The organism is Trinickia acidisoli (genome assembly GCF_017315725.1).
In the GTDB taxonomy this organism is placed as follows: Bacteria; Pseudomonadota; Gammaproteobacteria; order Burkholderiales; family Burkholderiaceae; genus Trinickia; species Trinickia acidisoli.
Map to the genome: position 1 here is coordinate 3,327,659 of NZ_JAFLRG010000001.1, position 26,969 is coordinate 3,354,627.

At 66.2% G+C, this 26,969-nt stretch carries 24 protein-coding genes; 14 read left to right on the forward strand and 10 right to left on the reverse strand.

All coding sequences use genetic code 11. The features are described from left to right. Positions 1–2: 2 nt before the first annotated feature. The 11 genes from J3485_RS15225 (at position 3) to J3485_RS15275 (ending at position 10,516) form a co-directional block, all read left to right on the forward strand. Positions 3–536 carry an A24 family peptidase gene (locus J3485_RS15225; protein ID WP_206953934.1) on the forward strand — a complete coding sequence of 178 codons (534 nt, stop codon included), beginning with the start codon at positions 3–5 and terminating at the stop codon, positions 534–536. Positions 537–551: 15 nt separating this feature from the next. Beyond that, the gene (gene cpaB / locus J3485_RS15230) at positions 552–1,589 is read left to right on the forward strand and encodes a Flp pilus assembly protein CpaB (RefSeq protein WP_206953936.1); all 1,038 of its coding nucleotides are present in this window, start codon (positions 552–554) and stop codon (positions 1,587–1,589) included. Between the two features lie 117 nt (positions 1,590–1,706). After that, positions 1,707–3,032, forward strand: a complete 1,326-nt coding sequence (locus J3485_RS15235) for a type II and III secretion system protein family protein (protein ID WP_242538794.1) — start codon at positions 1,707–1,709, stop codon at positions 3,030–3,032. A gap of 70 nt (positions 3,033–3,102) precedes the next feature. Next, positions 3,103–3,450 carry a CpaD family pilus assembly lipoprotein gene (locus J3485_RS15240; protein ID WP_242538795.1) on the forward strand — a complete coding sequence of 116 codons (348 nt, stop codon included), beginning with the start codon at positions 3,103–3,105 and terminating at the stop codon, positions 3,448–3,450. 32 nt (positions 3,451–3,482) lie between these two features. Beyond that, complete coding sequence (locus tag J3485_RS15245) at positions 3,483–4,709, forward strand: CpaE/TadZ family protein (protein ID WP_206953942.1); 1,227 nt, start codon at positions 3,483–3,485, stop codon at positions 4,707–4,709. Beyond that, positions 4,709–6,214, forward strand: coding sequence for a TadA family conjugal transfer-associated ATPase (locus tag J3485_RS15250; protein ID WP_206955829.1), 1,506 nt, complete (start codon positions 4,709–4,711; stop codon positions 6,212–6,214). The genes J3485_RS15245 and J3485_RS15250 overlap by 1 nt, the downstream gene beginning before the upstream one ends. Then, the gene (locus J3485_RS15255) at positions 6,211–7,197 is read left to right on the forward strand and encodes a type II secretion system F family protein (protein ID WP_206953951.1); all 987 of its coding nucleotides are present in this window, start codon (positions 6,211–6,213) and stop codon (positions 7,195–7,197) included. The genes J3485_RS15250 and J3485_RS15255 overlap by 4 nt, the downstream gene beginning before the upstream one ends. Then, positions 7,194–8,123, forward strand: coding sequence for a type II secretion system F family protein (locus tag J3485_RS15260; RefSeq protein WP_374192426.1), 930 nt, complete (start codon positions 7,194–7,196; stop codon positions 8,121–8,123). The genes J3485_RS15255 and J3485_RS15260 overlap by 4 nt, the downstream gene beginning before the upstream one ends. A 26-nt stretch (positions 8,124–8,149) precedes the next feature. Continuing rightward, entirely contained in the window at positions 8,150–9,052 is a 903-nt protein-coding gene (locus J3485_RS15265; RefSeq protein WP_242538579.1) for a tetratricopeptide repeat protein, read from the forward strand. Next, positions 9,049–9,477: a TadE/TadG family type IV pilus assembly protein gene (locus J3485_RS15270; RefSeq protein ID WP_206953954.1), complete on the forward strand. Its 429-nt coding sequence runs from the start codon at positions 9,049–9,051 to the stop codon at positions 9,475–9,477. Before J3485_RS15265 ends, J3485_RS15270 begins: the two co-directional genes overlap by 4 nt. Beyond that, positions 9,470–10,516, forward strand: coding sequence for a TadG family pilus assembly protein (locus tag J3485_RS15275; protein WP_206953956.1), 1,047 nt, complete (start codon positions 9,470–9,472; stop codon positions 10,514–10,516). Before J3485_RS15270 ends, J3485_RS15275 begins: the two co-directional genes overlap by 8 nt. Positions 10,517–10,590: 74 nt before the next feature. Here J3485_RS15275 and J3485_RS15280 read toward each other — a convergent pair whose 3' ends face one another. Genes J3485_RS15280 through J3485_RS15290 form a run of 3 tightly spaced genes read right to left on the reverse strand, consistent with a single transcriptional unit; the run spans position 10,591 to position 16,540 of the window. Continuing rightward, the gene (locus tag J3485_RS15280) at positions 10,591–12,105 is read right to left on the reverse strand and encodes an efflux transporter outer membrane subunit (protein ID WP_206953958.1); all 1,515 of its coding nucleotides are present in this window, start codon (positions 12,103–12,105) and stop codon (positions 10,591–10,593) included. A 1-nt stretch (position 12,106) separates the two neighbouring features. Then, the gene (locus J3485_RS15285) at positions 12,107–15,307 is read right to left on the reverse strand and encodes an efflux RND transporter permease subunit (protein ID WP_206953961.1); all 3,201 of its coding nucleotides are present in this window, start codon (positions 15,305–15,307) and stop codon (positions 12,107–12,109) included. An 18-nt stretch (positions 15,308–15,325) separates the two neighbouring features. After that, positions 15,326–16,540 carry an efflux RND transporter periplasmic adaptor subunit gene (locus J3485_RS15290; RefSeq protein WP_206953963.1) on the reverse strand — a complete coding sequence of 405 codons (1,215 nt, stop codon included), beginning with the start codon at positions 16,538–16,540 and terminating at the stop codon, positions 15,326–15,328. A gap of 408 nt (positions 16,541–16,948) precedes the next feature. On the opposite strand from J3485_RS15290, the gene J3485_RS15295 reads away from it, so the two are divergent. After that, a complete protein-coding gene (locus J3485_RS15295; RefSeq protein ID WP_206953964.1) occupies positions 16,949–17,602 on the forward strand; it encodes a TetR family transcriptional regulator in 654 nt (217 codons plus the stop codon). Positions 17,603–17,626: 24 nt separating this feature from the next. Here the strand turns inward: J3485_RS15295 and J3485_RS15300 are convergent, their stop codons facing one another. Then, on the reverse strand, positions 17,627–18,265 hold the full coding sequence (locus J3485_RS15300) for a cysteine hydrolase family protein (protein WP_206953966.1): 639 nt from the start codon (positions 18,263–18,265) through the stop codon (positions 17,627–17,629). 174 nt (positions 18,266–18,439) lie between these two features. Here J3485_RS15300 and J3485_RS15305 point away from each other — a divergent pair, with 174 nt between their 5' ends. Next, a complete protein-coding gene (locus J3485_RS15305; protein ID WP_206953969.1) occupies positions 18,440–19,429 on the forward strand; it encodes a GlxA family transcriptional regulator in 990 nt (329 codons plus the stop codon). Positions 19,430–19,450: 21 nt separating this feature from the next. Here J3485_RS15305 and J3485_RS15310 read toward each other — a convergent pair whose 3' ends face one another. From J3485_RS15310 to J3485_RS15335, 6 genes are all read right to left on the reverse strand, one after another. Further along, positions 19,451–20,221 carry an SRPBCC family protein gene (locus J3485_RS15310; protein WP_206953971.1) on the reverse strand — a complete coding sequence of 257 codons (771 nt, stop codon included), beginning with the start codon at positions 20,219–20,221 and terminating at the stop codon, positions 19,451–19,453. Between the two features lie 23 nt (positions 20,222–20,244). Next, positions 20,245–20,610, reverse strand: coding sequence for a DUF427 domain-containing protein (locus J3485_RS15315; protein WP_206953980.1), 366 nt, complete (start codon positions 20,608–20,610; stop codon positions 20,245–20,247). Positions 20,611–20,733: 123 nt separating this feature from the next. Beyond that, positions 20,734–21,225 (reverse strand): carboxypeptidase regulatory-like domain-containing protein, encoded by a 492-nt coding sequence (locus J3485_RS15320; protein ID WP_206953982.1) that lies wholly within the window; start codon positions 21,223–21,225, stop codon positions 20,734–20,736. A 133-nt stretch (positions 21,226–21,358) separates the two neighbouring features. Then, positions 21,359–22,858 carry a DegQ family serine endoprotease gene (locus J3485_RS15325; protein ID WP_206953984.1) on the reverse strand — a complete coding sequence of 500 codons (1,500 nt, stop codon included), beginning with the start codon at positions 22,856–22,858 and terminating at the stop codon, positions 21,359–21,361. 204 nt (positions 22,859–23,062) lie between these two features. After that, complete coding sequence (locus J3485_RS15330; protein ID WP_206953986.1) at positions 23,063–24,370, reverse strand: ATP-binding protein; 1,308 nt, start codon at positions 24,368–24,370, stop codon at positions 23,063–23,065. Positions 24,371–24,408: 38 nt separating this feature from the next. After that, entirely contained in the window at positions 24,409–25,068 is a 660-nt protein-coding gene (locus J3485_RS15335; protein ID WP_206953993.1) for a response regulator, read from the reverse strand. Between the two features lie 162 nt (positions 25,069–25,230). Between J3485_RS15335 and dacB the strand changes: the two genes are divergently transcribed. After that, positions 25,231–26,844 (forward strand): D-alanyl-D-alanine carboxypeptidase/D-alanyl-D-alanine endopeptidase, encoded by a 1,614-nt coding sequence (gene dacB, locus J3485_RS15340; protein ID WP_206954002.1) that lies wholly within the window; start codon positions 25,231–25,233, stop codon positions 26,842–26,844. The last annotated feature ends 125 nt before the right edge of the window (positions 26,845–26,969 follow it).

The following is a 26,969-nucleotide window of genomic DNA, read 5'->3' on the forward strand; positions in this document are numbered from 1 at the left end:
TCATGGATGGAATCGATGCCCTTGCCTGTGTCGTGTTGTCGATATTGGCCGTCTCCGATCTGCGTCGACGGCGCCTGCCCAATGCGGTGGTCGTAGCCTACGCCGCACTCTATTTCATTCATGCCTGGCTCGACGGCGAAAGCCGCGTCGTGCTCGAAGCCCATGTTGCGACAGCCATTGGCGCGCTCGTGTTCGCAGCCTTGCTGTTTCGCTTCGGATGGCTCGGCGGCGGCGATGCGAAGCTGTTCGCCGCCGTGTATTTATGGACGGGTCTCGCCCACGCGACGACCGTCTTCTTTGTCATTTCGTTGTCCGGATTGATTCTCGCGCTGGTCCAGCTCGCCTGCGGTCGGATGCACGGCGATGCGGGCGCGCCCGCTGCGCTCGCATGGCTCGCGCCCGCGCGCGGCGTGCCTTACGGCGTCGCGCTCGCGGCGGGCGGCATCGCCGCCGTGTGGCTGCCGCTCGCGCAAGCGCATGCGATGCCGCTGCATCAGGCCGCATGGGTGCCTTCGATTCACGTACGGCTCACATAACGGAACGCCGTCGTCATGCAAAACATCATCAAACTAGTGGGCCTCATGGTCGTTGCCGCGATCGGCGCGTTCGTTTTGCGCACGCTCTACATCACCGCATCGCGCCCGGGACCCGTCAAGCCGACGCCAACGGTACGCATTCGGGCCGCCGCGGCCGATTTGCCCGACGGCTTGCTGCTGCGCGACAGCGACCTCATCTGGAAGAGCGTCCCGCGCGGCGACGCGCCGACCGGCGCGCTCGTCGAAGGACAACCCGACAGCACGGACCTCAAAGGCGACTTGCTGCGTCATGCCGTGCATGCCGGCACCCCACTCGGCCCCGCGGACGTCATCTCGCCCAACTCGCCGGGCTTTCTCGCCGCGGCGCTCAAGCCCGGCATGCGCGCGATCTCGGTGGCGATCGACGATGTCTCGGGCAATGCCGGCCTCATCGAGCCGGGGGACTATGTCGACGTCCTGCTGACGCAGCAGATCGCGACGACGCCCGGCGCGCCGAACGACGCCGACCGCACGGTCGAGACCGAAACGATCGCCGAGCGCGTGCGCGTACTCGCGGTCGGCACCGCATTCAAGCGTCCGAAGGACGATGCGTCGCAAAAAAGCACGGCCAACGCACGCGCGCGCACGGTCACGTTCGAGGTCACGCCGCGCAGCGCGGAAGTCGTCACGGTGGCCGCCCACCTCGGCTCGCTTTCGCTTGCACTGCGCAGCTTCGCGACGCGAGACCGTCATGCCCCCCAGACGGAAGATGTCATGGAGCCGCAAACGGCGCCGGTGTGGGCCCGCGACGTGTCACGCGGCTTGCGCGCAATGACGGCGGCAACGCATGCCGCCGCACCGGGCCTGAGCGCGAGCGCGCGTCCCGTCGTCATCTATCGCGGCTCCAAACAAAGCGATTCGTTCGGCAACGATTATTCGGGGCTGCCAAACGGTTCTGGTTCTGGTTCGGGCGGCCCGATACCGCCGCTGCCCTCGGGCGCACCGCAGGCCGCGCCCACCGCCACGCCCGGCACGACGCCGACCGCGGCGACGAGCATTCATCCCGCTGCTTAGGACTCCTCAACGATGCTTGGTTCGATTCGTTCCCTTCTGCATCTTCGCCGCGCTGCATCGTACCGTTCGATCGCGGCGGTTGCGACGCTCGTGTGCGCCGTCGCGTGTCTTTCGCTGATGGCAACGCCCGCGCTCGCGGCCGGTGATGTCGGCGGCGTGCTGAACATTGCAGCCGGCGGCGGCGAGCTGGTGCAGCTACCGGCGGCTGCCGTTGCCGTTTTCGTCGCCGATCCGGACGTCGCCGACGTTCACGTCCCCAATCCGCGTACGGTGTTCGTCCTCGGCAAAAAGGCCGGCACGACGACGCTGTTCGCACTCGGCGCCGACAACCGTCCGATTTTGCGCAAGACGATCAACGTCTCCATGGATACGGCGTCGATTCAGCGGCTGCTCGACGCGCGCTTCCCGCAATGGCGCCTCACGGTGACGAGCGCGCCCGGTTCGCTGATGGTGAGCGGGCGCGTGCCGAGCCCGGCCGATGCCGACGCCATCGCGCAAACGTTGAAACCGTATCTGCACGGCGAGGAAGCGCTCGTCAATCGGCTGACGCTCGCGCAACCGATCCAAGTCCACCTGCGCGTGCGCATCACCGAGGTCGATCGCAACGTCACACAGCAGTTGGGCATCAACTGGAGCGCGCTCGGTTCGAGCGGCAACTTTGTCGGCGGCCTCTTCAACGGCCGCACGCTCTTCAGTACGACCTCGGGTACGACGGAGAACCTGTTCAATCTGTCGCCCACAGGCGCGTTCTCCGTCCTCGGCGGCTTTCACACCAATAACACTTCAATCGATGGCGTACTCGATGCGCTCGACCAGGAAGGGTTGATCACGATGCTCGCCGAGCCGAACCTCACGGCAATGTCGGGACAAACTGCGAGCTTCCTCGCGGGCGGGGAATTCCCGATTCCCGTCGCGCAAGATACGACGGGTGCGATCACGATCGAATTCAAGCCGTACGGCGTCTCGCTCGATTTCACGCCGACAGTGCTCGCGAACAACCGCATCAGCCTCAAGGTACGACCCGAAGTCAGCGAAATCGATCCGAACAACAGCGTGACGACCGGCTCGATCAAAGTGCCCGCGCTGACGGTGCGCCGCGTCGAAACGACGGTCGAACTCTCGAGCGGCCAAAGCTTCGCGATCGGCGGCCTGCTGCAAAGCAACAGCAGCGACGTGCTCTCGGAATTGCCCGGCCTCGCCCGGCTGCCGGTGCTCGGCAAGTTGTTCTCGTCGAAGAACTATCAGAACAACAAGTCGGAGATCGTCGTCATCGTGACGCCGTATATCGTGCAGCCGGTCGGCCCCGGGCAAGCGCACGACGTACTCGACAGCGTGACGCATCCAAGCAGCGACGTCGAGTTCGCGCTGCAGCGCTCGCTCGGTATCGATCCGCTCGCGGGCGACGCGCCGAGGCTCGTCGGCGCCGCCGGCTTCGTCTATTGAACGGAGAGCATCGATGCGCAATCCCTTAGTCATCCTAATCATCTTCGCGGCGGCAACGATCGTCTTCGGAATGGGGCTCTCGGGCTGCATGTCGGAACATCCGCCGCTCGGCATGCCCGACGACTCCGTCATCGGCTTTACCGCCGCGGACGGTGGCCGCGCGATTCCCCCGCAATGCGACCAACTGAATCAGCCGTCGCACATGGTCGACGCGGGTCAGGGCCGCCCCGGCGTCGAATTCGGCTGCGCGACCTACTCGAATTTGGCTGCCATGCTCGTGCGACCGGCCGACCTCGTCGCACCGATCCCGTATGCGGGTGCCGATGCGGCGCTCGGTGCGAGCGCCGTGCGCGCCTATGAGGAAGGCCGCGCGCAGCCGCTTCGGTCGACATCGACGACGACGACGGTCACGCACTGAGGACTACTAAGGACTACTAAGGACGCTACGCCATGGGTGCTTTCGATCTGCGCTCCACCAAAGGCCGCGCACAGCCGCTCGCGACCGATCGCATCGTCGCGGTGCTCGCCGATGCGAGCAGCGAGGAAGTCGTCAGAAATCTCATGCTCGACCAGGGCATCGCCCACGCATTCGTCACGCGCGGCGCAATCGGGGATGCCGTCGAGCTGATGCGCGGCCTGCCTCATTCGCCGCGGCATCTGCTCGTGGACGTCTCGGGTTCGTCGATGCCCATCTCCGATCTGATGCGGCTCGCCGAGGTTGTCGATCCGTCGGTCAGCGTCGTCGTCATCGGCGATCACAACGACGTGGGCCTGTTCCGCTCGCTGCTGCGCATGGGCGTGCAGGACTACCTCGTCAAGCCGCTGACCGTCGAGCTGGTCCAGCGTGCGCTGAGCGCCGCCGATCCGTCCGCCGCCGCGCGCGCCGGCAAGGCGATCGGCTTCATCGGCGCCCGCGGCGGCGTCGGCGTCACGACGATCGCCACCTCTCTCGCGCGCCACCTCGCCGACAAGACGCGCCGCCGGATCGCCTACGTCGATCTCGATCTGCACGGCGGCGCGGCGGCGTCGATGTTCGGCATCGCGATGAACAACGGCCTCTCGGAGTTGCTGCAGAACACGCAACGGCTCGATCAGCAGCTCATCCATCAGACCGTCGTCGCCCAAAGCGATCGCCTGTTCGTGCTCGGCGCCGAGCTGCCCTACGATCAGCCGCTCACGCTGCGCCCGGGGACGGTCGGCGAACTCGTCGCTGCGCTCAAGCGCCACTTTCATTACGTCATCCTCGATCTGCCGCAGCGGTCCGGCACGCTGGTCGACGAAACGCTCGACGCGTGCGAGACGATCCACGTCGTGGCCGATCGCTCCGTGCACGCCGCGCGCGAGACGGCACGGCTTTGCCGCTTCGCCGAAGGGCGCCCTGCCGATGCGGCCGTATCGGTACTGCTCAACAATGCGCAGCAGCCCGTGCGCGGACGCGTCGCGCAGGCCGACTTCGTCCACGCGCTCGGCCGCGCATCGGTACACGAGTTTCCCTACGAGCCGCAAGCGCTCGCGCTCGCCGAGAATCTCGGCGAGGCAATGGCCGAAGGAAAGCATTCGGCGTTCGCGCACGCCGTGATCGCACTCGCCGATGCCATCACCGGATCGGATGCGCCGGCCGTCGCGGCGCGCTCGCCCTGGTATGCACGCCTGCTGTCGAAGCGGAGCACTGCATGATGTTCGGGCGCCGGAGCGATACGCCGCCGATCGCGAAGCAAGCAAGCGTCGCGACCGAGGCCGCGCCGCTCGATACCGCACCTCGCGCGAATGCAAGCACGGGCTCGAACTTTAGCGACGCGGCGAGCTCCGGCGCAAGGCATGCGGCGGCGAGCGCCGCACCCGCGGGGCTTTCGAGCGCCCCCGACGCGGAGCAACGGTTGGTGCCGGCCCCCGCCTCGTTACCGGCCGACCGCCATGAGGCGCTGATTCGCTCCGATACGTTCAAGACGATTCGCTCGGCGGTGTTCGCGTCGATGAACATGTCGGCCGCACTAATGATGTCTCGCGCGCACGTGCGGGAGGGCATCGAGCAGATCGCTGCCGAGACGATCGCGCGCGAACGGTTGACGATCACGCTCGCCGAGCAGGCGCTCGTCGTCGACGAGATGCTCAACGACATGTTCGGCGTCGGCCCGATCGAACCGTTGCTCGCCGACGAGAAAGTCACCGACATCCTCGTCAACGGCCCCGATCAAGTCTACGTCGAACGAGGCGGCCGACTCGAGCTGACCCCACTCAAGTTTCGCGACAACGCACACGTCGTCAACGTCGCGCAGCGCATTGCCGCGGCCGTCGGCCGGCGCGTCGACGAAAGCAGCCCGCTCGTCGACGCGCGCCTCGCCGACGGCAGCCGCGTCAACGTCGTGTTGCCGCCGATCGCCTTGCGCGGCGCATCGATCTCGATTCGTAAGTTCGCCAAGCGCAACATCACGCTGACGCGCATGGCCCAGCAAGGCAACATCTCGCCCGCGATGGTCGAGGTGTTGCGCATCGCGAGCGCGTGCCGCCTGAATATCGTCATCTCGGGCGGAACGGGATCGGGCAAGACGACGCTGCTCAATGCGCTGTCGAACTTTATCGATCCGCACGAGCGCATCGTGACGATCGAAGACGCGGCCGAGCTCCAATTGCAGCAGCCGCATGTCGTGAGTCTCGAAACGCGGCCCGAGAACAGCGAGGGGCTTGGCGGAATCTCGCAGCGCGATCTCGTTCGCAACGCGCTGCGGATGCGCCCCGACCGCATCATTCTCGGCGAGACGCGCGGCACCGAAGCGTTCGACGTGCTGCAAGCGATGAACACGGGCCACGACGGCTCGATGACGACGATCCATGCGAATACGCCGCGCGATGCGATCACGCGGCTGGAAAGTATGGTGATGATGGCCAACGGTAACCTGCCGCTCATCTCGATCCGCCGGCAGATCGCGAGCGCCGTGCACATGATTTTGCAGGTGGAGCGCATGCGCGACGGCATGCGGCGCATCACGCGCGTCACGGAAATCTCGGGTATGGAGGGTGACATCGTCATCACGCAAGACCTGTTCACCTTCCGCTTCAACGCCAGCGCCTACGAGGAGCAAGTGCACGGCACGTTCGAATCGTCGTCGCTGCGGCCGGCCTTCGCGCAACGCGCCGCCTATTACGGTCTCGAAGACCAGTTGATCGGAGCGATGCAATCGTGAGGCCCGCCGATGTCGTCGCAGCCGCTGCGTTTTTCACGATCGTCATCGTGGGACTCATCGCGCGTTCGCTGCGCGAGATGATGCGGCGCCGACCCGCGCCGCGGATTGCCCAGCGCGTCGGCGCACTGCGCGACCCGCATGCCGCGAACCGCCAAACGTCGAGCGCGAAGCCATCGCACCAACTCGTGAGCCTCGGTCGCCGTCCCGGCGACGAACTCGCTTGGCTGGCGTGGCTGCGCGCGAAGCGGCAGCGGGTCGAGACGCTGGCCGGGCGCGCGGGCGTGCGCGCCATCGTCATCGTCGCATTGTCGACAGCCTTGGCCGTGCTCGGCGCAACGTCGCTCGCCGGGTTGCCGCTCTGGGTTCGTCTGCTTGCTTGCGGCATAGCGGTGCCTGTCGCCACGCGCACCGCCTATGCGTTCATCATCACACGCTTCAAGCAGCGCTTCTTGGCCGTGTTTCCCGACACCCTCGACCTGATCATCCGCGCCGTGCGGGCCGGTATTCCGGCGGTTCAGGCCATCTGCACGGCCGGCGTCGAAAGCGAGGAGCCCGTGCGCTCGACGTTCCGCGCGATGGGCGATGCGCTGCTCGTCGGCGGCGACGTCAAGGACGTGCTCGAGCAAGCCGCCGAGCGCTTGCAGCTCGCCGACTTTTCGTTCTTCGCCGTCTGCCTCGTCCTGCAGCGCGAGACGGGCGGCAATCTCGCCGAGACGCTCGAGAATCTCGCGGCCATCGTGCGCACGCGGCGCGACATTCGCGCCAAGACGAGGGCGCTCACGGCCGAAGGACGCATCTCGAGCAAGATCATTTCGGGTGTGCCGTTCTTCATCATGGGCTTTCTCTACATCGTCAATCGGCCCTACGTGTCGCTGCTGTTCGATACGCGCGCGGGCCATAAGATGCTGACCCTCGCGGCCGTCCTCTTGACGATCGGGCTCGTACTGATCCGCAAGATCGCCAACTTGGATACCTCTCGATGAAGCTGACCGACGTTTGGATGAATCTCGGGCTCGTCGCGCTGCTTGCGGTCGCAACGCTCTGGCTCGTGCTGCGCGGGGCAAGTGTGCGTTCGCGAATCGCGCAGCGCGTGCGGCACGGCATCATTCGGGCAAACGCCGCGCCGGGACGAAACATGCCGCAGCAGCTAGCCCATCGCGTCGCGACGCTTGGCGAGCGGATGCCCATCTTCGACGCCGCCGAGCGCGGCAAACTTGCGACCCGACTGGCGAGCGCGGGCTTTCGCGACGCGCGGTCGGTCTCGATCCTCGCTGGCCTCAAGATCGTCTGCGGAGCCTGTCTCGCGCTCGGTGCGATCGTGCTCGCGCCGCATATTCCGCGCATCGGCGGCCACTTCGTGCTGCGGCTGTTGATGATGGCCGCCGCGTTCGTCATCGGCATGATGCTGCCCGAGCTCGCGCTCGCCTCCGCGATCAAGCATCGCCAGCGCGCCATCGCGATCGCGCTGCCCGATGCGCTCGATCTGCTCGTGATCTGCACGAACGCGGGCAACAGCCTCGTCGTCGCCATCAAACGCGTCGCTGCCGAACTGAGCACGATCTGCCCCGCGCTCGCCGACGAACTATCGCTCACCGCCGACGAGTTGCAGATCGGCGGCGACAGCGCGAGCGCGCTGAATGCGATGGCCGCACGCATCGGCTTGACGTCGATGCGTGCCCTCGTCACGACGCTCGTGCAATCGCAACAGTACGGCACGCCGATCACACAATCGCTGCGGATGCTGTCGCGCACCGAACGGGCGATGCAAATCGTAGCGCTCGAAGAAAAGGCCGCGAAACTCGCGCCGAAGATGACGCTGCCGATGATGCTCTTCATCATGCCGACCGTTGCGTTGATCGCGGCAGGGCCGGCCATCATCCGGCTCATCGCGGTGTTTCACCATCATTGACGATCGATAGAATCGTGGGAGGTTTCATGCGTTCGATCCCCATGCCTTCGCGGCGCCTGCTGATCGGCGCGGTCACGCTCGGCGCACTCGTTGCCGGCTCGCTGACGGGCTGCGCGAACGGACCGCGTATCGAAACGCGGCCCGTCGTTTCCGAACGTGGCGTGGATAAGAGCACCGATCTGCGCATTGCCGAAACCGCGCTCGAAAGCGGCGACACGCAACTTGCGGCATCCCTGTTCGAAAAGGCGCTCAAGGCCGATCCGAACTCGCTGCGCGCCGAACTCGGTTTTGCGGACGCGATCTACCAAGCGGGCGACCTCGCGCGCGCCGGCGTGCTCTACGCTCACGTTGCCGCCACCGCCCCCGACGATCCGCGCGCGCAACTCGGGCTCGCGCGCGTCGCACTGCGCGAGCGCCGTCTAGACGACGCCGTTGCGCGCTATCGTCGTCTCGTCGACGCGTATCCCGACAACGCGGTCGCGGCCGAAGGTCTTGGCGCCGCGCTCGATCTGCAGGGTAACCATGGCCAAGCGCAGGCGGTCTACCGTGCGGCGCTCGCGCGCCATCCGGAGGCGCAGGGCTTGAAAACGAATCTCGGCCTCTCGCTGATCCTCGATCGACACGCACGCGAAGGCGCGAACGTGCTGCTCGACGTCGCGGGCCTGCCCGATGCTCCCCCGCAAGCGCGCGAGAACCTTGCACTCGCCTATGGCGTACTCGGCAACGGGGAAGCGGCCAAGCGCATTCTCACCGCCGACATGCCGGCGGTATCGGCCGAGGACAACTTGCTCTTCTATCGAAACCTGCGCGCGCGGTGGTCGAACCAAGGCGCGTCATCCGATGCGTCCGGTCGCGTGGGCAGCGGCGGCGCGGTGCACGCGCAGTCGGTACCGTCGGCACACATCTCCCCTCAAGGCACGCTCGAATGAACCGCCTGGCACGCCTTGCCTCGAACGAACGCGGCGTCGCGGCGCTCGAGTTCGTGCTCGTGTTTCCGTTCCTCATGACGGTCTTGTTCGGCATCGTCGACACCAGCCTGCTTTTGTGCGACAAGGCCGTCATCACGAACGCGAGCCGCGAGGCCGCGCGTGCGGGTGTCGTCGTGCGCGTGCCGCAGCTCGCCGCGAGCGACGTCGCGAACGTCGCGCTCGCCTATACGCAGAACAATCTGGTGACGGGCGGCACGGCCACGACGCCCGTCGTCACCGTCGATCAGTCGGCCGGCACCTCGCCGGGAGACCCGCTCACGGTCACCGTCACTTATACGTATGACGGCCTCGTGCTCGGCTCGGCACTGAGCTCGCTGACGGGTCCCGTGACCGTCACCGCGACGACGGTCATGAACTATGAGTAGACGCGCGCGGCGCCCCTCGCATCGCCTTTCGCCGCGCGGCCGGCAACGCGGATCGGTGCCGCTTTGGTTCGTGCTCACCGTGGCGATCTTGCTGACATTCGGCGCATTCGCCGTCGATCTGCCGCGTGTCGCGACCGTCAGCAACGAATTGCAGAACGCGGCAGACGCGGCCGCGCTCGCGGGTGCCGCAGATCTCATCGACAGCAGCAGCGGACCGGATTGGGCCGACGCCGCCAGCGAGACGAGCGCGGCCGTTTCGCTGAACGCGTCGGACGGTACGACACTGACCGTCGGCAGCGTGCAAGCGGGGTTCTGGAATCTGACGGGTTCGCCCTCGACGCTCGAAGCACAGACGATCACGCCCGGCCTCTACGACGTGCCCGCCGTGCAGGTCACGGTCACGCGCAGCGCAGGCCAGAACGGCGGCGCCGTCAATCTGCTGCTCGGCGGCTTTCTCGACCTGCTGAGCGCGCCGGCGAGCGCCACGGCCGTGGCGGTTGCCGCCGCGCCGTCGACGGTCGATTCAGGCGGCATCTTTCCGATGGTCATCGATCAATGCGTGCTGGATCAGTACTGGGACGCGACAACGAACGAACCGACGATCGATCCGGCGACCGGAAATCCCTATGAATTCGAGATCGGCAACGGACAGCTTTACGGCTCGAGTTGCGAAGCGGGGCAATGGACGTCGTTCCTCATCAACGCGAACGATGTGCCGACCGTGCGCGGCCTCATCGCATCGGGCAATCCCTCACCGCTTTCGATCGGCGACGACATTTGGATCGAGCCCGGCGTGAAGACGACGCTCTACAGCAGCGTGCCCGTCGGCGTGACGATCGTCGTGCCTGTCGCCGAGCAAATCATCACGCACAGCTACGTGCCGATCGTCGCGTTCGCGGCGTTCTACGTCGATGGGTCATACGGCGGCAGCCAAAAGTATATCGAGGGACATTTCGTCGGCGGCTATCGGATCCCCGTGCAATCGTGGGGCGTCGGGCCCAACTATGGGGCTTACGTGGCGCCGCGTCTCGCGCTCTGACTTCGAAAGGACAAAAAAAACCGGTGAGCGTGTGAGCTCGCCGGTTTCGCCCAACGGCGACGCGAACCGATGCGTCAGCCGGACGTATGGGCCGATGCCGCCGCAGGCGCCGACGCCGCCCCGACCGTTGCCGGCGCATCGGCCGGCCGCGGCGTCTCGCCCGTGTTCGCGATCCATCCGCCGCCGAGGGCGACGTAAAGATCCACGAGATTGTCGAGCCGCGCGACGCGTGCGTCGACGAGCGACTGCTGCACCGTATAGAGATTCGTCTGCGCGGTCAGCACCTGCAGGTAGCTGTCGACGCCGTTCTTATAGCGCAACTGCGACAGATCGAGCGTACGCGATTGCGCAAACGTCGTCCGCTCGAGCGCTTGGATCTGCGCATCGTACGTACTGCGCGCGGCCAAATCGTCGGCCACTTCGCGGAACGCCGATTGGATCGCCTTCTCGTAGTTCGCCACCTCGATCCGCTTCTGCACGTTGGCGAGATCGAGATTGGCGAGATTTTGCCCGCCCTCGAAGATCGGCAACGTGACCTGCGGCGCAAACGTCCATGCTGCCGAACCGGCCTTGAACAAGCCGCCGAGCGTCGGGCTCGCCGTGCCGAGCGAACTCGTCAACGAGATCTTCGGGAAAAACGCCGCCCGCGCCGCGCCGATGTTCGCGTTGGCCGCGCGCAGCGTGGCCTCGGCTTCCATGATGTCGGGCCGGCGCGTGAGCAGATCGGACGGCAAGCCCGCCGGGATGTCGGTGAGCAAGCGCTGATCGCCAAGGCTGCGGCCAGGCGGCAGATCGTCGGGCAACGGCTGGCCGACCAGCAGCACGAGCGCATTCTCGGCCTGCGCCCGCGCGCGCGCCTGCGCTTCGCGATTCGCGCGCGCTTGCTCGACGACGGTCTCGGCTTGACGCAGGTCGAGCTCGGAGCCCGTGCCGTTGTCGAACTGCAGCTTGGTCAGCGAGTACGACGATTCAGCCGTCTTCAAGGTGTCGTCGGTGATCTTGAGCAGATCGTCGACGGCCAATACCTGCAAGTACTGCTCGGCCACCTGCGAGACGAGCGAAATCTCGGCGGCCTTGCGCGCTTGCGCCGTCGCCAGATATTGCTCGAGCGCCTGGTCCTTCAAGCTGCGGATGCGCCCCCAGAAATCGATCTCCCACGAGGCGTTGAGCCCCACCTCGTACTCCTGCGAGATCGTCTGCCCGGTGGGCGACAAATCCAAGGGGACGCGCTGGAGCGATTTGCTGGCTTGCGCGTTGAGCGTCGGGAACAATTGCGATCGCGCGACCCGGTATTGCGCTCGGGCCGCGTCGACGTTCAGCACCGCGACACGCAAGTCGCGGTTGTTCGCGAGCGCGATTTCGATGAGCCGCTGCAGACGGGGATCGGCGAAGAATTCGCGCCAGCCGATGTCGACGGCCGTGCGGCCGTGGGACGCATCGCCCGCGCTCGTCGTCGGCTGCGTCGCGTACACGCCCGAAGCCGGGAACGTCGCCGCCACGGGCGCAGCGGGACGCTCGTACTTCGGCTCGAACGTGCAGCCCGCCGCGAGCACGGCAACGGCGACCGTCATCAAGGAATATCGTTTCATCTCACTGTCCTTCGCCGTTCTTGTTCTCGCCTTGGCCCGGCGCATGCCGCGTGTGATGCTCCTCGGCGAGACGCGCCGCTTCGTCCGCATCCTCCGCCTCGCCCGCGAACTTCGCGCGAATCACGACGAAGAACATCGGGATGAAGAAGATCGCGAGGAACGTCGCCGTCAACATACCGCCGATCACGCCCGTGCCGATCGCGTGCTGGCTCGCCGAACCGGCACCGTTGCTGATCGCGAGCGGCAGCACGCCGAGAATGAACGCCATCGACGTCATCAAGATCGGGCGCAGCCGCAAGCGTGCGGCTTCCATCGCCGCCTCGACGGGCCCCATGCCTTCATTGCGCTGCAACTCGCGTGCGAACTCGACGATCAGAATCGCGTTCTTGGCCGAAAGGCCGACCGTGGTCAACAGACCGACCTGGAAGAACACGTCGTTCTCGAGCCCGCGCAAGGTCGCGGCGAGCAGGGCGCCGATCACGCCGAGCGGCACCACCATGATGACCGAGAACGGAATCGACCAGCTTTCATAGAGCGCCGCCAAGCACAGGAACACGACGAGGATCGACAGGCCATAGAGAATCGGCGCCTGCGAACCCGATTGGATTTCCTGATACGACAGGCCCGTCCATGAGTAGCCGATACCGGGCGGCAGCTTGGCCGCGATTTTCTGCATCGCTTGCATCGCTTGGCCCGTACTCTTGCCCTGCGCCGCCGCCCCTTGGATTTCGACCGACGAGATGCCGTTGTAGCGCTCGAGCTTGGGCGAGCCGAACGTCCAATGGCCCGACGAGAACGACGTGAACGGCACCATCGTGCCCGACGCGTTGCGCACGTACCAGTCGCCCATATCCTGGGGCGTCATGCGGAACGGCGCATCGGCCATCACGTACACCTTCTTGATCCGGTTGTCGGTATCGAGGAAGTTGTTCACGTATTGCGACGCCCAAGCCACCGAGAAGGTCTGGTCGATCGCCTCCGGCGAAACGCCGAGCGCCTGCGCCTTCTCGCGATCGATGTCGACCTTGAACTGCGGCGTGTCGTTCAATCCATTGGGCCGCACGAGCGCGAGCGTCGGATCCTTGGCCGCCATCCCCAGCAATTGATTGCGCGCGGCCATGAGCGTGTCGTGGCCGAGCCCCGCGTTGTCGGTCAGTTCGAAGTCGAAGCCCGATGCCGTGCCGAGTTCGGGAATCGACGGCGGATTGAACGGGATCACCATCGCGTCCTTGTAACGCGAGTAGTGCATGAACATCCGCTGGATGATCGCCTGCACCTTCTGATCCGAGTGCTGCCGCAAGCCGTAATCCTTCAGCCGCACGAACACGAGGCCGGAGTTCTGGCCACGGCCCGCGAAGCTGAAGCCGTTGACCGTGAAGACCGACTCGACGAGCGACTTCTCCTTCGTGAGCAGGTAGTCGGAGATGTTCTCGAGCGTGCGCGCCGTCGTTTCCTGCGTCGAACCCGTGGGCGTCTGCACGATGACGAACATGAGCCCTTGGTCTTCGTCGGGCAGGAACGACTTGGGCAGGCGCACGAACAGCAGCCCGACCGCGACGATCACGGCCAAGTAGATGATGAGCCAGCGGCCCGAGCGGCGAATCACATGGTGCACGCCGTCGTGATACTTGTCGCGGCTTCGCTCGAACGTGCGGTTGAACCAGCCGAAAAAGCCTGTCGTGGCCGCATGCTCGCCGGCCGAAACCGGCTTGAGGATCGTCGCGCACAGGGCAGGCGTCAGAATCAACGCGACGAGCACCGACAGCACCATGGCCGAGACGATCGTCAGCGAGAACTGACGATAGATCGCGCCGACGGAGCCGCCCGACAGCGCCACCGGCACGAACACGGCCGACAGCACGAGCGCCACGCCGACGAGCGCGCCCGTGATCTGGCCCATCGCCTTGCGGGTCGCGTCGCGTGGCGAGAGCCCCTCCTCGCGCATCACGCGCTCGACGTTTTCGACCACGACGATCGCATCGTCGACGAGCAAACCGATCGCGAGCACGAGCCCGAACATCGACAGCACGTTGATCGAGAAACCCACCACGTTCATGATCGCGAACGTGCCGAGCAGCACGACGGGCACGGCGATCGTCGGAATCAGCGTCGCGCGCAGGTTCTGCAGGAACAGATACATCACGAGAAAGACGAGCACGATGCCTTCGAGCAGCGTCTTGACCACTTCCTCGATCGACAGGCGCACGAACGGCGTCGTGTCGTACGGGTACTTCACGACGAGCCCGTGCGGAAAGTACTTCGACAGATCATTGATCTTCGCGCGCACTTCCTTGGCCGTTTGCAGCGCATTCGCGCCCGTCGCGAGCTGGATACCCATACCCGCGGTCGGCTGGCCGTTGTACTTCGTGTCGAAGTTGTACGTCTCGCCGCCGAGCTCGATGCGCGCGACGTCCTTGATGCGCACCTGCGAGCCGTCCGAATTCACCTTGAGCTGGATGTCGCCGAAATCCTTCGGCGTGCGCAGCAGCGTTTGCTCGGTGATCGTCGCTTGCAGCATCTGGCCCGGCACGGCAGGCGTGCCGCCGAGCTGGCCGCCCGCGATCTGGACGTTTTGCGCCTGCAATGCGTTGACGACATCGCCCGGCGTCAAGCCGTAGTTCGTCAGCTTGTTCGGATCGAGCCAGATCCGCATCGCATACTGCGTGCCGAACAGCGTCACGGTACCGACGCCGTCGAGACGGCTGATCGGATCCTCGATGTGGGAGGCGACGTAGTTGGCGAGATCGTACTTGTTCATGCTGCCGTCTTCGGAGACGAACGCGAGCACGAGCAAGAAGCTGCTGCTCGATTTCGTCACCTTCGTGCCGAGTTGCTGCACGACCGTCGGCAACAGCGGCGTCGCGAGCGACAGCTTGTTCTGCACCTGCACCTGCGCGATGTCGGGGTTCGTGCCGGCATCGAACGTCAGCGTGATCGTTGCCGTGCCCGAGTCGTCGCTCGTCGAAGACAAGTACAGCAGGTGATCGAGGCCGCTCATCTGCTGCTCGATGACCTGCGTGACGGTGTTTTCGACCGTCTTCGCCGATGCGCCCGGATAGCTCGCCGAGATTTGGATCGACGGCGGCGCAATCGTCGGGTACTGCGCGATCGGTAGATTGAAGATCGACGCGATCCCCGCGAGCATCAGGATGATCGCAATCACCCACGCGAAGATCGGCCGATCGATAAAGAACTTAGCCATGTAGCGCGCGCTCCGTGATCAAGCGGCGGGCGCTGAAGCGCCCGATGCGGGCGCGGCACCGCTGGCGGCGGCATCCGAGGCGCCGGAGGCCACCGCCGGCAACTGCGCCGGTACCGGTTTCACTTGCATGCCGGGATGGACCTTTTCCGTGCCTTGGACGATCACGCGATCGCCGCTTTGCAGGCCGCCGTCGACGACCCAGTCCGGACCTTGCATGCCGGACGTCACGAGCTCGCGCGGCACGACCTTGTCATCCGCACCGACGACGAGCGCGATCGCCGCGCCCTTTTGATCGTGCGTCACGCCGATCTGCGGCACGAGCATCGCGTGCTCGTTGACGCCTTCCTCGATGCGCGCTCGCACGAACATGCCCGGCAGCAGCACGCGGTTCGGGTTCGGGAAGATCGCGCGGATCGTCACCGAACCCGTCGATTGATCGACGGTCACGTCCGAGAACTGCAGCTTGCCCGGCAGCGGATACGGCCGCCCGTCTTCGAGAATCAGCGTGACCTTGGCTGCGCCGGGCCCGCTCGTCTTCAAGCGCCCTTCCTGCGCGTCGCGGCGCAGCTTGAGGCCGTCGAGACTCGATTGCGTCAGATCGACGTAGACCGGGTCGAGCTGCTGGATCGTATCCATCAGCGTGGCTTGGCTCGCTTGCACATAGGCGCCCGGCGTGACCTGCGAGACGCCCGTGCGGCCCGAGATCGGCGCGACGACGTCGGTATAGCCAAGGTTGATCTGCGCCGTTTCGACGCCGGCCTTGCCTGAGGCGACATCGGCTTGCGCCTGGCCCTGCGCCGCCACGGCGTTGTCGTAGTCTTGCTTGCTGACGGCGTTCGCGGCGACGAGCACCTTGTAGCGGTTGGCCTGCGCGGTCGTGGTCGCGAGATTGGCCTGCGCCTTCGCGAGCGTCGCCTTCGCGCTGTCGAGCGCAGCCTGGTAGGGCGCCGGGTCGATCTTGTAAAGCCGCTGCCCCGCCTTCACCTCACCGCCTTCCGTGAACTCGCGGCGCAGCACGACACCGTCGACGCGCGCACGCACTTGCGCCACGAGGAACGCACTCGTGCGGCCCGGCAGTTCGGTGACCACGGGCACCGCGCTCGGCTGTACGGTGATGACGCCCACTTCAGGCGTTTGCTGCGGCGGCGCGGCGGGCTTCTGTCCGCACGCCGCGAGCGCCACGGCCGCGGTGGCGGCGCAGATTAAGCGAAATGGAACCGGTTGGACACGCATGGAGCGACCTCTGGTCTATAACTTGGGAACGAAATGATCCTGCCGCGCCTCTTCCCCCGCGAGGCGCGCGGCGCGACGTTCGTCGCAAAACGCTTGATGTAAGTCGATGGGCGCCGGCCCGGGCGCCCTATCTTGGGCGCTGCGCGAGCCGCGCAAGAAGCGCGCGATGACGACACGGTGAAGCTGGCGCTCGCGCACAAACGACTGACGATAATACCCGCGATTCCACTTAGGGCACTTCAAGCTACGCCGCGTATTTTATATACATCCTCGACTGTATGTAAAATGCATGCCATTACACGATGTTCCTGAGCCACGCGCACGCTTGCCTTTTCGAGCGGATGCGTAGCAACAGAACCGACGGCGGCCGGATGCCCGCACCAACGCCCATCTCGCGGGCAGCACGAAATGGTCAGACGAACGAAGGAAGAGGCCCTGCAGACGCGCCACCGCATTCTCGACGCGGCCGAGCAGGTGTTTTACGACAAGGGCGTATCGCGCACGTCGCTGGCCGACATCGCCGCGCAGGCGGGCGTCACGCGCGGCGCGATCTATTGGCATTTCGCGAACAAGGGCGATTTGTTCACGGCGATGTTCGACCGCGTGCTGCTACCGCTCGACGAGCTGAGCGCGCGGCCGGCCGATGCGGCCGACGACGATCCGCTCGCGCGCCTGGCCTTGGTGTTGAAATGGTGCTTGCAGGCAGCCTCGACCGACCCGCGCCGGCGGCGCGTGTTCGACATTCTGTTCTTGAAGTGCGAGTTCGTCGATGAAATGGGCCCCGTCAAGGAGCGCCATCAGACGAGCATGCGCGAGGGCGTCGGCAAGATCGAGACCGATTTGATCCTCGCCGTCGAGAAGGGCCAACTGCCGGCCGAACTCGACACGCGGCGCGGCGCGCTATATTTGCACGCTTTCGTCGGCGGATGCCTGCGCGATACGCTGCTGCTGCCGGCATCGGTCGATTTCGCTTCGCATTGCGATGCGTTCGTCGACGCCTGCATCGATGCACTGCGTACAAGCCGGGCGTTGCGCAAGGAGCCGCCTCCCGCTCATCACTGAACGTATGCCGGCGCTCGAGACGAATCAAACCACGGCGGCGGCTCGCGCTCTCGCCTTCTTGTTCGATGCGCCGATCGACCCGCCCTCGATCGGCTTGCCCGCGTCGACGGCGGCGATCCAATCGTCCGTGCCGACCACCGCGGCGAAGCGCGAATGCATGACGACCGTGAACGTGCGGTGAATCTCCTCCGCACTCGCGTAGCCCGCGTCGTTCTCATAAGGCACCGCGCCCGTCGCGTCGTTCAGATACTCGACCTTCATCCCGGCGTGCGACGCATGCAGAACCGTCGACACGTTGCAGTTGTGCGTCATGTAGCCGACGACCGTGAGCGTGTCGATGCGGCGCGCAGCCAGCCAGTCGGCGAGGTCGGTGCCGGCGAAGGAGCTCGGCAGCGTCTTCTCGATCAAGTGGTCATGCCCGCGGTCGGCGACGACCGGATGCAGCGCGCCGCCGTGAGAGCCGCGCGCAAACAGCGACGCATCGGGCGGCGATACCTGCTGAACGACGATCACGGGCACCGCGTGCGCACGCGCGGCATCCATCGCGCGGCCGATGTTCGCGAGGGAATCTTGCACGGGCGGGTATTCGATGGGCAGATCGCCGGTGACGTATTCGTTTTGGACGTCGATGACGATCAATGCGCGGCGCGGCGACGTGAACATGATTCAAGCTCCTTTCGGTGTTGGGCATGGACGTCATTGTTCCCGGAACGGTAGGCGTACGACAGTGGCCCAAGTGTCATTCATCGATATAATCGGGCCATACCTGCGCCATAACCGGCCCATTCGCAATTTCACCCACCGTTTCGGCGTTCATCGTCTCTTTCAAAGGCCGCCATGACGCTCGCCCGCTCCTCGCCCGCCGATCCTCCCGTCATCGCCGTCGTCGCTGTCGTCGCATTCGGCGGCATCAGCCCATTCCATCTGTCGGTCCCGTGCATCGTCTTCGGCGAGGACTACGGCGCAGGCGGCGTCCCGCGCTTCGACGTGCGCGTCTGCGCCGCGGAACCCGGCATGCTGCGCACGACCGCCGGCTTCGCGATCGCGGCGCCGCACGGACTCGAAGCAATCGCAGCCGCCGACATCGTGATCGTGCCAAGCTGGCGCGATGCACTCGAGCCCCCGTGCGAGGCGCTCATTCAAGCGCTGCGCGCCGCTCACGCACGCGGGGCACAGATGGTGGGATTGTGTCTCGGGGCATTCGTCTTGGCCGCGGCCGGCATACTCGAGGGCCGCCTGGCCACGACGCATTGGGCCTGGGCCGAGACGTTCGCCTGCCGCTTTCCGGCCGTGCGCGTCGACGCGGCCGTGCTCTACGTCGAAGACGGCAACGTGCTGACGTCGGCCGGCACCGCCGCCAGCCTCGATTGCTGCCTGCACCTGTTGCGCCGCCGCTGCGGCGCCCGCGCGGCCAACTACGTGGCGCGTCGCCTCGTCGTGCCGCCGCATCGACAAGGCAGCCAGGCGCAGTTCGTGGAGCAGCCGCTCGGCATCCGCGCGCGTGACGAACGGCTGTCGAGCCTGCTCGACTGGGTACTGGAAAATTTGGGGGAGCCGCACTCGCTCGATTCGCTCGCGCAGCGTGCGCTGATGAGCCGGCGCACGTTTACGCGGCGCTTCAAGCTGGCGACGGGCACGACAGTCGGCGCGTGGCTACTCGGCGCGCGCCTGTCGCGTGCGCAGCAGTTGCTCGAGACCACGGACGACAACGTCGACGTCGTCGCCGAAACGGCAGGCTTCGGTTCGGCCGTATCGCTGCGCCAGCACTTCGCCGAGGCGTTCAATACGACGCCGTCGAACTACCGGCGCGAATTTCAAGGCGTGTGAGGTTGACCGACCGCGGACGGCTCACCCGAACCAATGCGACGCGTACAGCAGCACGGCGACAAGCACGACGATGGCCACCCAAGCCCACGCCGGCATCGCTTGCGGCGGCGATACGCGATGAAGCCCATGTGCGCCGCGCGGCGATACCAGCGTGCCGGCCGCCCGACCGGCGAGTACGGCCGCCGCATTGTGCTCCCACGATTTGCGGCCGAGCCCGGCCAGATTGATCGGCCTCAGAAAGACATGCTGACGGCGCGGACCGCCGGCGGCGCGGTTTGCCCGCTTGCCGTGCTTGGCCTCGACCACGGCGCAAAATTCGGCGAAGAAATCGTCGGCGAGCTCGTGCAGCGCGTTCTCGATCTGCCGCGGCGGCAACTCGGCCAACGGCCCCGTCAGCGTCGCCCAGACGGAGTAGTCGATGCGCGTCGCGCTCGCTTCTCCGCTTTCGTCGGCGGAACCATCCCCCTTGAGCATGATGTCGATTTGACCGCGCAGCGATCCGACACCGGTCGCACATGCCTTGAAGTTCAGCGTACGGTGCAGCGAGTCGGCCGCCGCCTCGAGCGCCGCCCCCCCGAGCCGGGCTTCAACGCTCGCCAAGTGCGCGCGCACGTCGTAGCGTGCACGCAGCGGCCCGAGCGGCACGGTCAAGGTCAGTCCATACTCGCCGCTCGGCATCCGGCTGAAGGTCTCGCAATTTTCGAGGCTTGCCCGCAGCAATGCGATGTCTTGCAAAGCATCCCGGACCGCGGACGGAGCGAGCGGGATACGCAGCGCGTCGGTCAATTGCATGGCGGTCTCCTCGATGCCCTCGCCTACGAGGTTTGATCGATGCGGTCGACGCGGGACGAATAGAACGCCACGCAGTCTTTGATCGCCTCGGCGCCCGACAACGGGGACTCGTAGCTCCACGCCGCGTCGACGACGGGCCCGTCCTCTTCAGTACGCAAATGAAAATAGGAAGCGTCGCCCTTATACGGACAGTGCGAGCCGCTTTCGGAGCGCTGCAAGCGCGTCATGTTCACGTCTTCTCGCGGGAAGTAGAAGACGTCCGGCAGGCCGGTTTCCTTCAGCGTCAATCCTTTACGCGTGTCGGCAATCGTGATGCCGCCATGGATGACGCGCAGACGGTGAGAGTTCGGCTCGATATCGATACGATGTGAGGCATCGGCATTCGTCATAGCAATTCCTCTCGCAAGGCGTATGCCGGGTGCCCGTGTGCATCGCACAAAAAAAGCCACGAGCGGGCGCCCGTGGCTTCATTATCGGCGAAAGTCGGGCCGCGTGCTCGGCCCGACCGCGGACTATTGCGTATTCCAGTGGAAATCTGCGCGCGCACCCGGCGTCTTTGCAACGTTGACCTCGCGCGTCTGGTCGTCGTCCTTGTAGCGCGCGTGCACGGTGTAGTGGCCCGGTGGCAGCTTCACGAGCATGTAGGGCCCGCGCGAATCGGCTTTGAGCACATCGGCGTCGTGCGGACCGACGATGCGCACATGGACGTCGGCCAGGTAGTCGGAACCGGGCCCCGTGAAGCGCATGGCGAGCGGCCATTGATGCGCGGCGCTCTTGAGCGCCGCCGACTCGTCGCTGCCGACGCCGCCCGAGACATAGGCCACGTCGCCCTTGTGCTGAATCTGCGGCATGCCGCCGCCGTTCGTATTGCCCGCGCTCGTCATATCGGTGGTCGTGCCGCCGACCGTGCCCGAGCCTTGCGCAAACGCGCCGGCCGTCAAGCCGAGCGCCGCCGCCGCAACGGCCGTGGCGAGCATTGCTTTCTTGGTGGTTCGCGTTTTCATTGCATCGCTCCTTCGAGTTGCGCGCCCGTCGACTTGCGACTGCCGGCGCTACGGGAATCAGGCAAGCAAACGCCGTTCCCGGCGGGCCGCGCTTCTTGCTGCGCGGCCCTCTACGAGCTGACGCCCGCAAACGTCAGCCCAAATCGACCGGCACGAAGATCTGCGCGTTGTCGCGCTGGATCAACAGCGCAACGCTGTTGCCGGCTTTGGCGATGACGTCGCGCAGTTGCTGAACGGACGTCACCGGATGACCGTTGACGGCAAGGATCACGTCGCCGGGTTGGATGCCCGCGCTGGCCGCCGGGCCGCTCGACTGCTGCACGAGCAAACCGTGCGTGAGCGACGTGCCGCTGCGTTCTTGCGGCGTGAGCGAACGCACCGCCACGCCGAGACGCCCTTGCTCCGACCCCTGCGTGCCTTTGTCCGCCACCTTCGTATCGGACAACGAGCCGAGCGTGACCGTCACCTGCTTCTTGCTCTTGTCGCGCCAGATGTCGAGCGTCGCCTTCGTGCCCGGCTTCATGCTCGCGATTTGCGACGGCAGGTCGGTCGAGTCGTTCACGGCCGTGCCGTTGACGGCCAAGATGACGTCGCCTGCCTGCAAGCCGGATTTCGCGGCCGGACCGTCCGGGTCGACCGAGCTGACGAGCGCGCCGACCGGCTTTTGCAAGCCGAACGACTCGGCCAGTGTCTGATTGACGCCCTGCACGGCCACGCCGAGCCGGCCGCGGCTCACGTGGCCCGTCTTCACGAGTTGGTCCTTCACGCGCATCGCCTCGTCGATCGGAATCGCGAACGACAGGCCCTGGAAGCCGCCCGTCTGCGAATAGATCATCGAGTTGATGCCGATCACCTGCCCTTCCAGATTGAACAGCGGGCCGCCCGAGTTGCCGGGATTCACGGGCACGTCGGTCTGGATGAACGGCGTGTAGTTCTCGTTCGGCAGCGAGCGCCCCTTCGCGCTGATGATGCCGGAGGTGACCGTGTTGTCGAACCCGTAGGGCGAGCCGATCGCCACGACCCACTGGCCGACCTTGCTCTGGTTAGGATCGCCGATCTTCACGATCGGCAGATTCGAGGCGTTGATCTTGAGTACCGCGACGTCGGACTGCTTGTCGGTGCCGACCACCTTCGCGCGGAACTCGCGCTTGTCGGTCAGCTTGACGGTCACGACGTTGGCGCCGTCGACGACGTGCGCATTGGTCAGGATGTAGCCGTCGTTGCTGATGATGAAGCCCGAACCGAGGCTCGCGCTCGGCACGTCGTCCTGTCCGCCCCCACCGCCGCCGCTATCGCCACCGTTGAAGCCCGGGAACTGGCCGTAGAAACGCTTGAAGAATTGGTAGAAAGGATCGTCGGGGTCGACGGGCAGTTGCTGCATCGAGCGTTGCGCCGTCTGCTTCACGACGTGCTTCGCGCTGATGTTGACGACCGCGGGCCCATAAGTTTCCACGAGCCCGGAGAAATCGGGAATACCCGTTTTCGCGGCGGCTTCCGCCGGCATCATCGCGGCGGCATGGGCGGCCGAGATGATCTGCGGATCCGCGTGACGCGTGCCGGCGACGTAGCCGGCGGAAAGCGCGGCGGCGACGGCGACAGCCACGGCACCGCGGGACAGCGTTCTTGCGTTCATGGGGAAAGGCCTCCTTGCTTGATGTGAGGCAGAGTAAAAGGGCTGTCTTAAAGGAGACTTAACGGTGAAATCGTCCGATAGGCCCATAGCAACGGGGCCTCGAGGCCCGGCCCAGTCTGTTCGCGGCGAAGCCCGGCGTGCGCGGCACGCTCTTGCGGCCGGAACACCGTCAACCCATCGTCGAAACGACCCGCAACCCCGCTGTCAAAACCGCACGGTGACGAGCAAGCCGCCAAGCGGAGCGTCGCCGAGCTCGATTGCAGCCCCATGCTGCGCGGCGACACGCTTGACGATCGCGAGCCCCAGGCCGCTGCCCGAGACGTCCGCCCGCGCGCGCGCCGAGGCGTCGCGGTAAAAGCGGTCGAACACGCGCGCGCGTTCGTCGGCCGGAATGCCGGGGCCGCTGTCGGCGATCTGCACGCAAGCCCCGGCCCCGCCGCCGTCCTTGCCGGCCGAAAGCGTCACGTCGATACGGCCGCCGGCAGGCGTGTACTTGACCGCATTGTCGAGCAGATTGCCGAACATGACGCGCAGCGAATCGGCGTCGGCCGTCACGCTGGCCGGCTGAGCCTGTTCGAAGCCGAGATCGATGCCGCGGCGCTGGGCAATGGGCGCATGCGCGGCGACGCATTCGGCCAGCAACGTACGCAGATCGACAGCCTCCTTGACCGCGCTCGCATCGGGTTCCGCGCGAGCGAGCGCGAGCAGTTGCTCGGCCAGGCGCGTCGCGCGCGTGACGCCGGCTTGCAGGTCGGCCAGCGCCTCGCGGCGAGCGTCGGCATCTTGCGCGCGCGCGACGAGCTGCGATTGAATCTGCACGGCCGCGAGCGGCGTGCGCAACTCATGCGCGGCATCGGCCACGAATGCGCGCTGCGTGTCCAGCGCCACCGCCAGTCGCGCGAGCAAGCCGTTGAGCGCACGCACGAGCGGACGCACTTCGAGCGGCAACCGCGCTTCGGGCAAAGGATCGAGCGCCTCGGGACGGCGCGCGTCGAGCGCGCGCGTCACGCGGCGCAGCGGTGCGAGCCCGCGTCCGACGACACCCCACACGGCCACGCCGAGAAACGGCAGCAAGACGATGAGCGGCCACAGCGTGCGCAGCGCGACGTTGGCGGCGAGACGGTTGCGCACGGACAGCGGTTGCGCGAGCTGCACGACGTTGTCGCCGACGATCGCGCCGTACACGCGCCAATCGCCGCGGTCGGTGCGCTCGGTCGAAAACCCGAGCTCGGCGCGCGGCGCGAGCGGCGCCCGCGGGTGCGAGTAATACATCAGCGAGCCGGTGCGGCTCCAGATTTGGATGACGATGCCTTCATCGGCATCGTTGTGCGCGCCGAAAATCTGCGCGAACGGCTCGGACGGCAAGGCCGCCGCGATCTCCTGTAGCTGATAGTCGAACAGCTCGTTGGCTTCGGCAAGCGCCTGCCGATAGATGAGCCAACCGGCGAGCCCCAAACCGGCGAGGACGATTCCGATCAGCCAGAACAGCAGTTGACGACGAATGGATTGCATCTAGGGTCTGTTTACATGGGGAACGCGCGCGCGTTGCCTCATTCCTTCGCGATCATATAGCCGAGGCCGCGTACGTTGCGGATCAGATCCGCCCCGAGCTTCTTGCGCAGCGCGTGAATGTAGACCTCGACCGTGTTGCTGCCGATCTCCTCGCCCCAGCCGTACATCTTCTCTTCGAGCTGGGTCTTGGACAGCACGGCGCCCGGCCGGGCGAGCAGTGCTTCGAGCAACGCGAATTCGCGCGCCGACAACGCCACGGGCGCACCGTCGAGCGTCACTTGATGCGCGGCCGAATCGAGCGTGAGCGAACCGTGACGGATCATCGACTCGCAGCGGCCGGCCTGACGCCGGATCAGCGCGCGCATGCGGGCGCCGAGTTCGTCGAGGTCGAACGGTTTGACGAGGTAGTCGTCGGCGCCGGCGTCGAGCCCTTTCACGCGATCGGCCACGGCGTCTCGCGCCGTGACGATCAGCACCGGCAGCCCGTTGCCGCGCGCGCGCAACGAACGCAGCACGTCGAGGCCGTCGCGTTTGGGCAGACCGAGATCGAGCAGCACGAGATCGTAGGTCTCGTTGCCCGCGGCCGTCAGCGCAGCCTCGCCGTCTTGCACCCAATCGACCGCAAACCCTTCCCCGCGCAGCGCCTTGCGCACACCTTCCGCAATCATGCGATCGTCTTCGACTAGCAATATTCGCATCGCTTCACGCTCAACGCGTCCGAAATCGTTCACTTAGCGCATTCTAACGGGTCCCGTATCGACGTTCGCGCGCAGCTCACGCGACTTGAGTCCTACAATGAGCGTTTTCCGCGCGCGCCCCGTGCGCATCGCCCTTGCCATCGGCCCTTTTCGCATTATTTCATGACGCTCGCCTCGTTTTTTTCACTTCGCCGCCGCGCCGTCCAAGCTCCGTCTCGTTTTTCCGCATTCTCCGCTTCGTCCGCCTCCCCCACCGCCCACGCCCTTGACATGCGACGTGCGCGCCGTGCACGACACCGCATCGCCTTCGTCCGCGCGGCATGCGCGCTCGCGGCCGTCGGCGCGCTCGTCGCGCCCGCGCCGGCCGACGCGCACAAACTGCCGCATCGCCACGCGCGCGCCGTCGCGCCCGCGCCGGAACTGCCGCGCTCGGTGACAGGCGCGCTCCGGCGCGCGGGCGTGCCGCTGTCGGACATCAGCGTCGTCGTCGAGCGCATCGGCAATCGCACGCCGCTCGTCGCGCTCAACGCGGACGCGCCGATGCTGCCGGCCTCGACGATGAAGCTCGTGACGACCTACGCCGGCCTATCGATCCTCGGCCCCGACTACCGCTGGCGCACGAGCGCCTACGCCGACGGCGAGGTGGACCGCAACGGCATGCTGCACGGCAATTTGTACATTCAAGGCACAGGCGACCCGAAGCTGGTGCCGGAAGAGCTCATCGATCTGGTCGACAAAATCCGGCAAGCGGGCATCACCGGGATCGACGGCGCCCTCGTACTCGACAAGCGCTTTTTCGATCCGTCGACCCGCGACCTGCCGCCCTTCGACGACGACACGGACGCCCCGTACAACGTCGGCCCCGATCCGCTGCTCTACGCGTTCAAATCGCTGTCGTTCACGCTGACGCCCTCACCGGACGGCACCGTTGCCATCGACGTCATTCCCGCCCTCGCGCAACTGCAAATCGACAACTCGCTGCACGCGAGTCCCGGGGCCTGCGTCGGCGTCGAGGCCGCGCTCACGCCGAGCGTCACGCCCGAGGCGAACGGCACGGTCGACGCGCTCTTCTCGGGCGACTATCCCGTGCGCTGCGGCCCACGCACGATCAACCTCGCCGTGCTCGACCACACCGCGTTCTTCGCGGGCGGCTTTCTCGCTTTGTGGCGCTCGGTCGGCGGCACGTTCAACGGCACCACGCACGAAGGGCCCGTGCCCGCCGGCGCGCGGCTCATCGCCGTTCACCGCGGCCCCGTGCTGGCCGACATCGTGCGCGACATCAACAAGTTCAGCAACAACGTGATGGCGCGCAACCTGTTTCTCACGATCGGCGCCATCGGCGACAAGCCGCCCGCCACGCCCGCGAAATCGGCGGACGTCATCGAGCGCTTTTTGCGCTCGCAGGGGCTCGCGATGCCCGAACTCACGCTCGTGAACGGTTCGGGCCTCTCGCGCGAAGAGCACGTGAGCGCGCGCTCGCTCGCCGATCTGCTGCAAAACGCGAACGCAAGCCCCGTCGCTCAAGTGTTCGTCGCGTCGTTGCCCGTGGCCGGCGTGGACGGCACCATGCGCAACCGCCTGCGCAGCGAACCCGTCCTCGGCAACGCGCATATCAAGACGGGCACGCTCAACGACGTGCGCTCGATCGCGGGCTACGTGGCCGCGGCCAACGGCGAAAGCTACGTGGTCGTCAGCCTCATCAACGCGCCGCGGGCCGCCGAGGCACGCGCGGCTCACGACGCGCTGCTCGAGTGGGTCTATCGGGGTTTGCGCTAAGGCTTCCCACGCCAATCACGGCCGCGAGGCCCCCAAGCGGCCGGCGGGCAAGGCGCCGGCCATCGAATACTTCTTCTAGGATCAAATGACGCCGGGCGCGACGCGAGCGTGTACGCTGTCGAGCA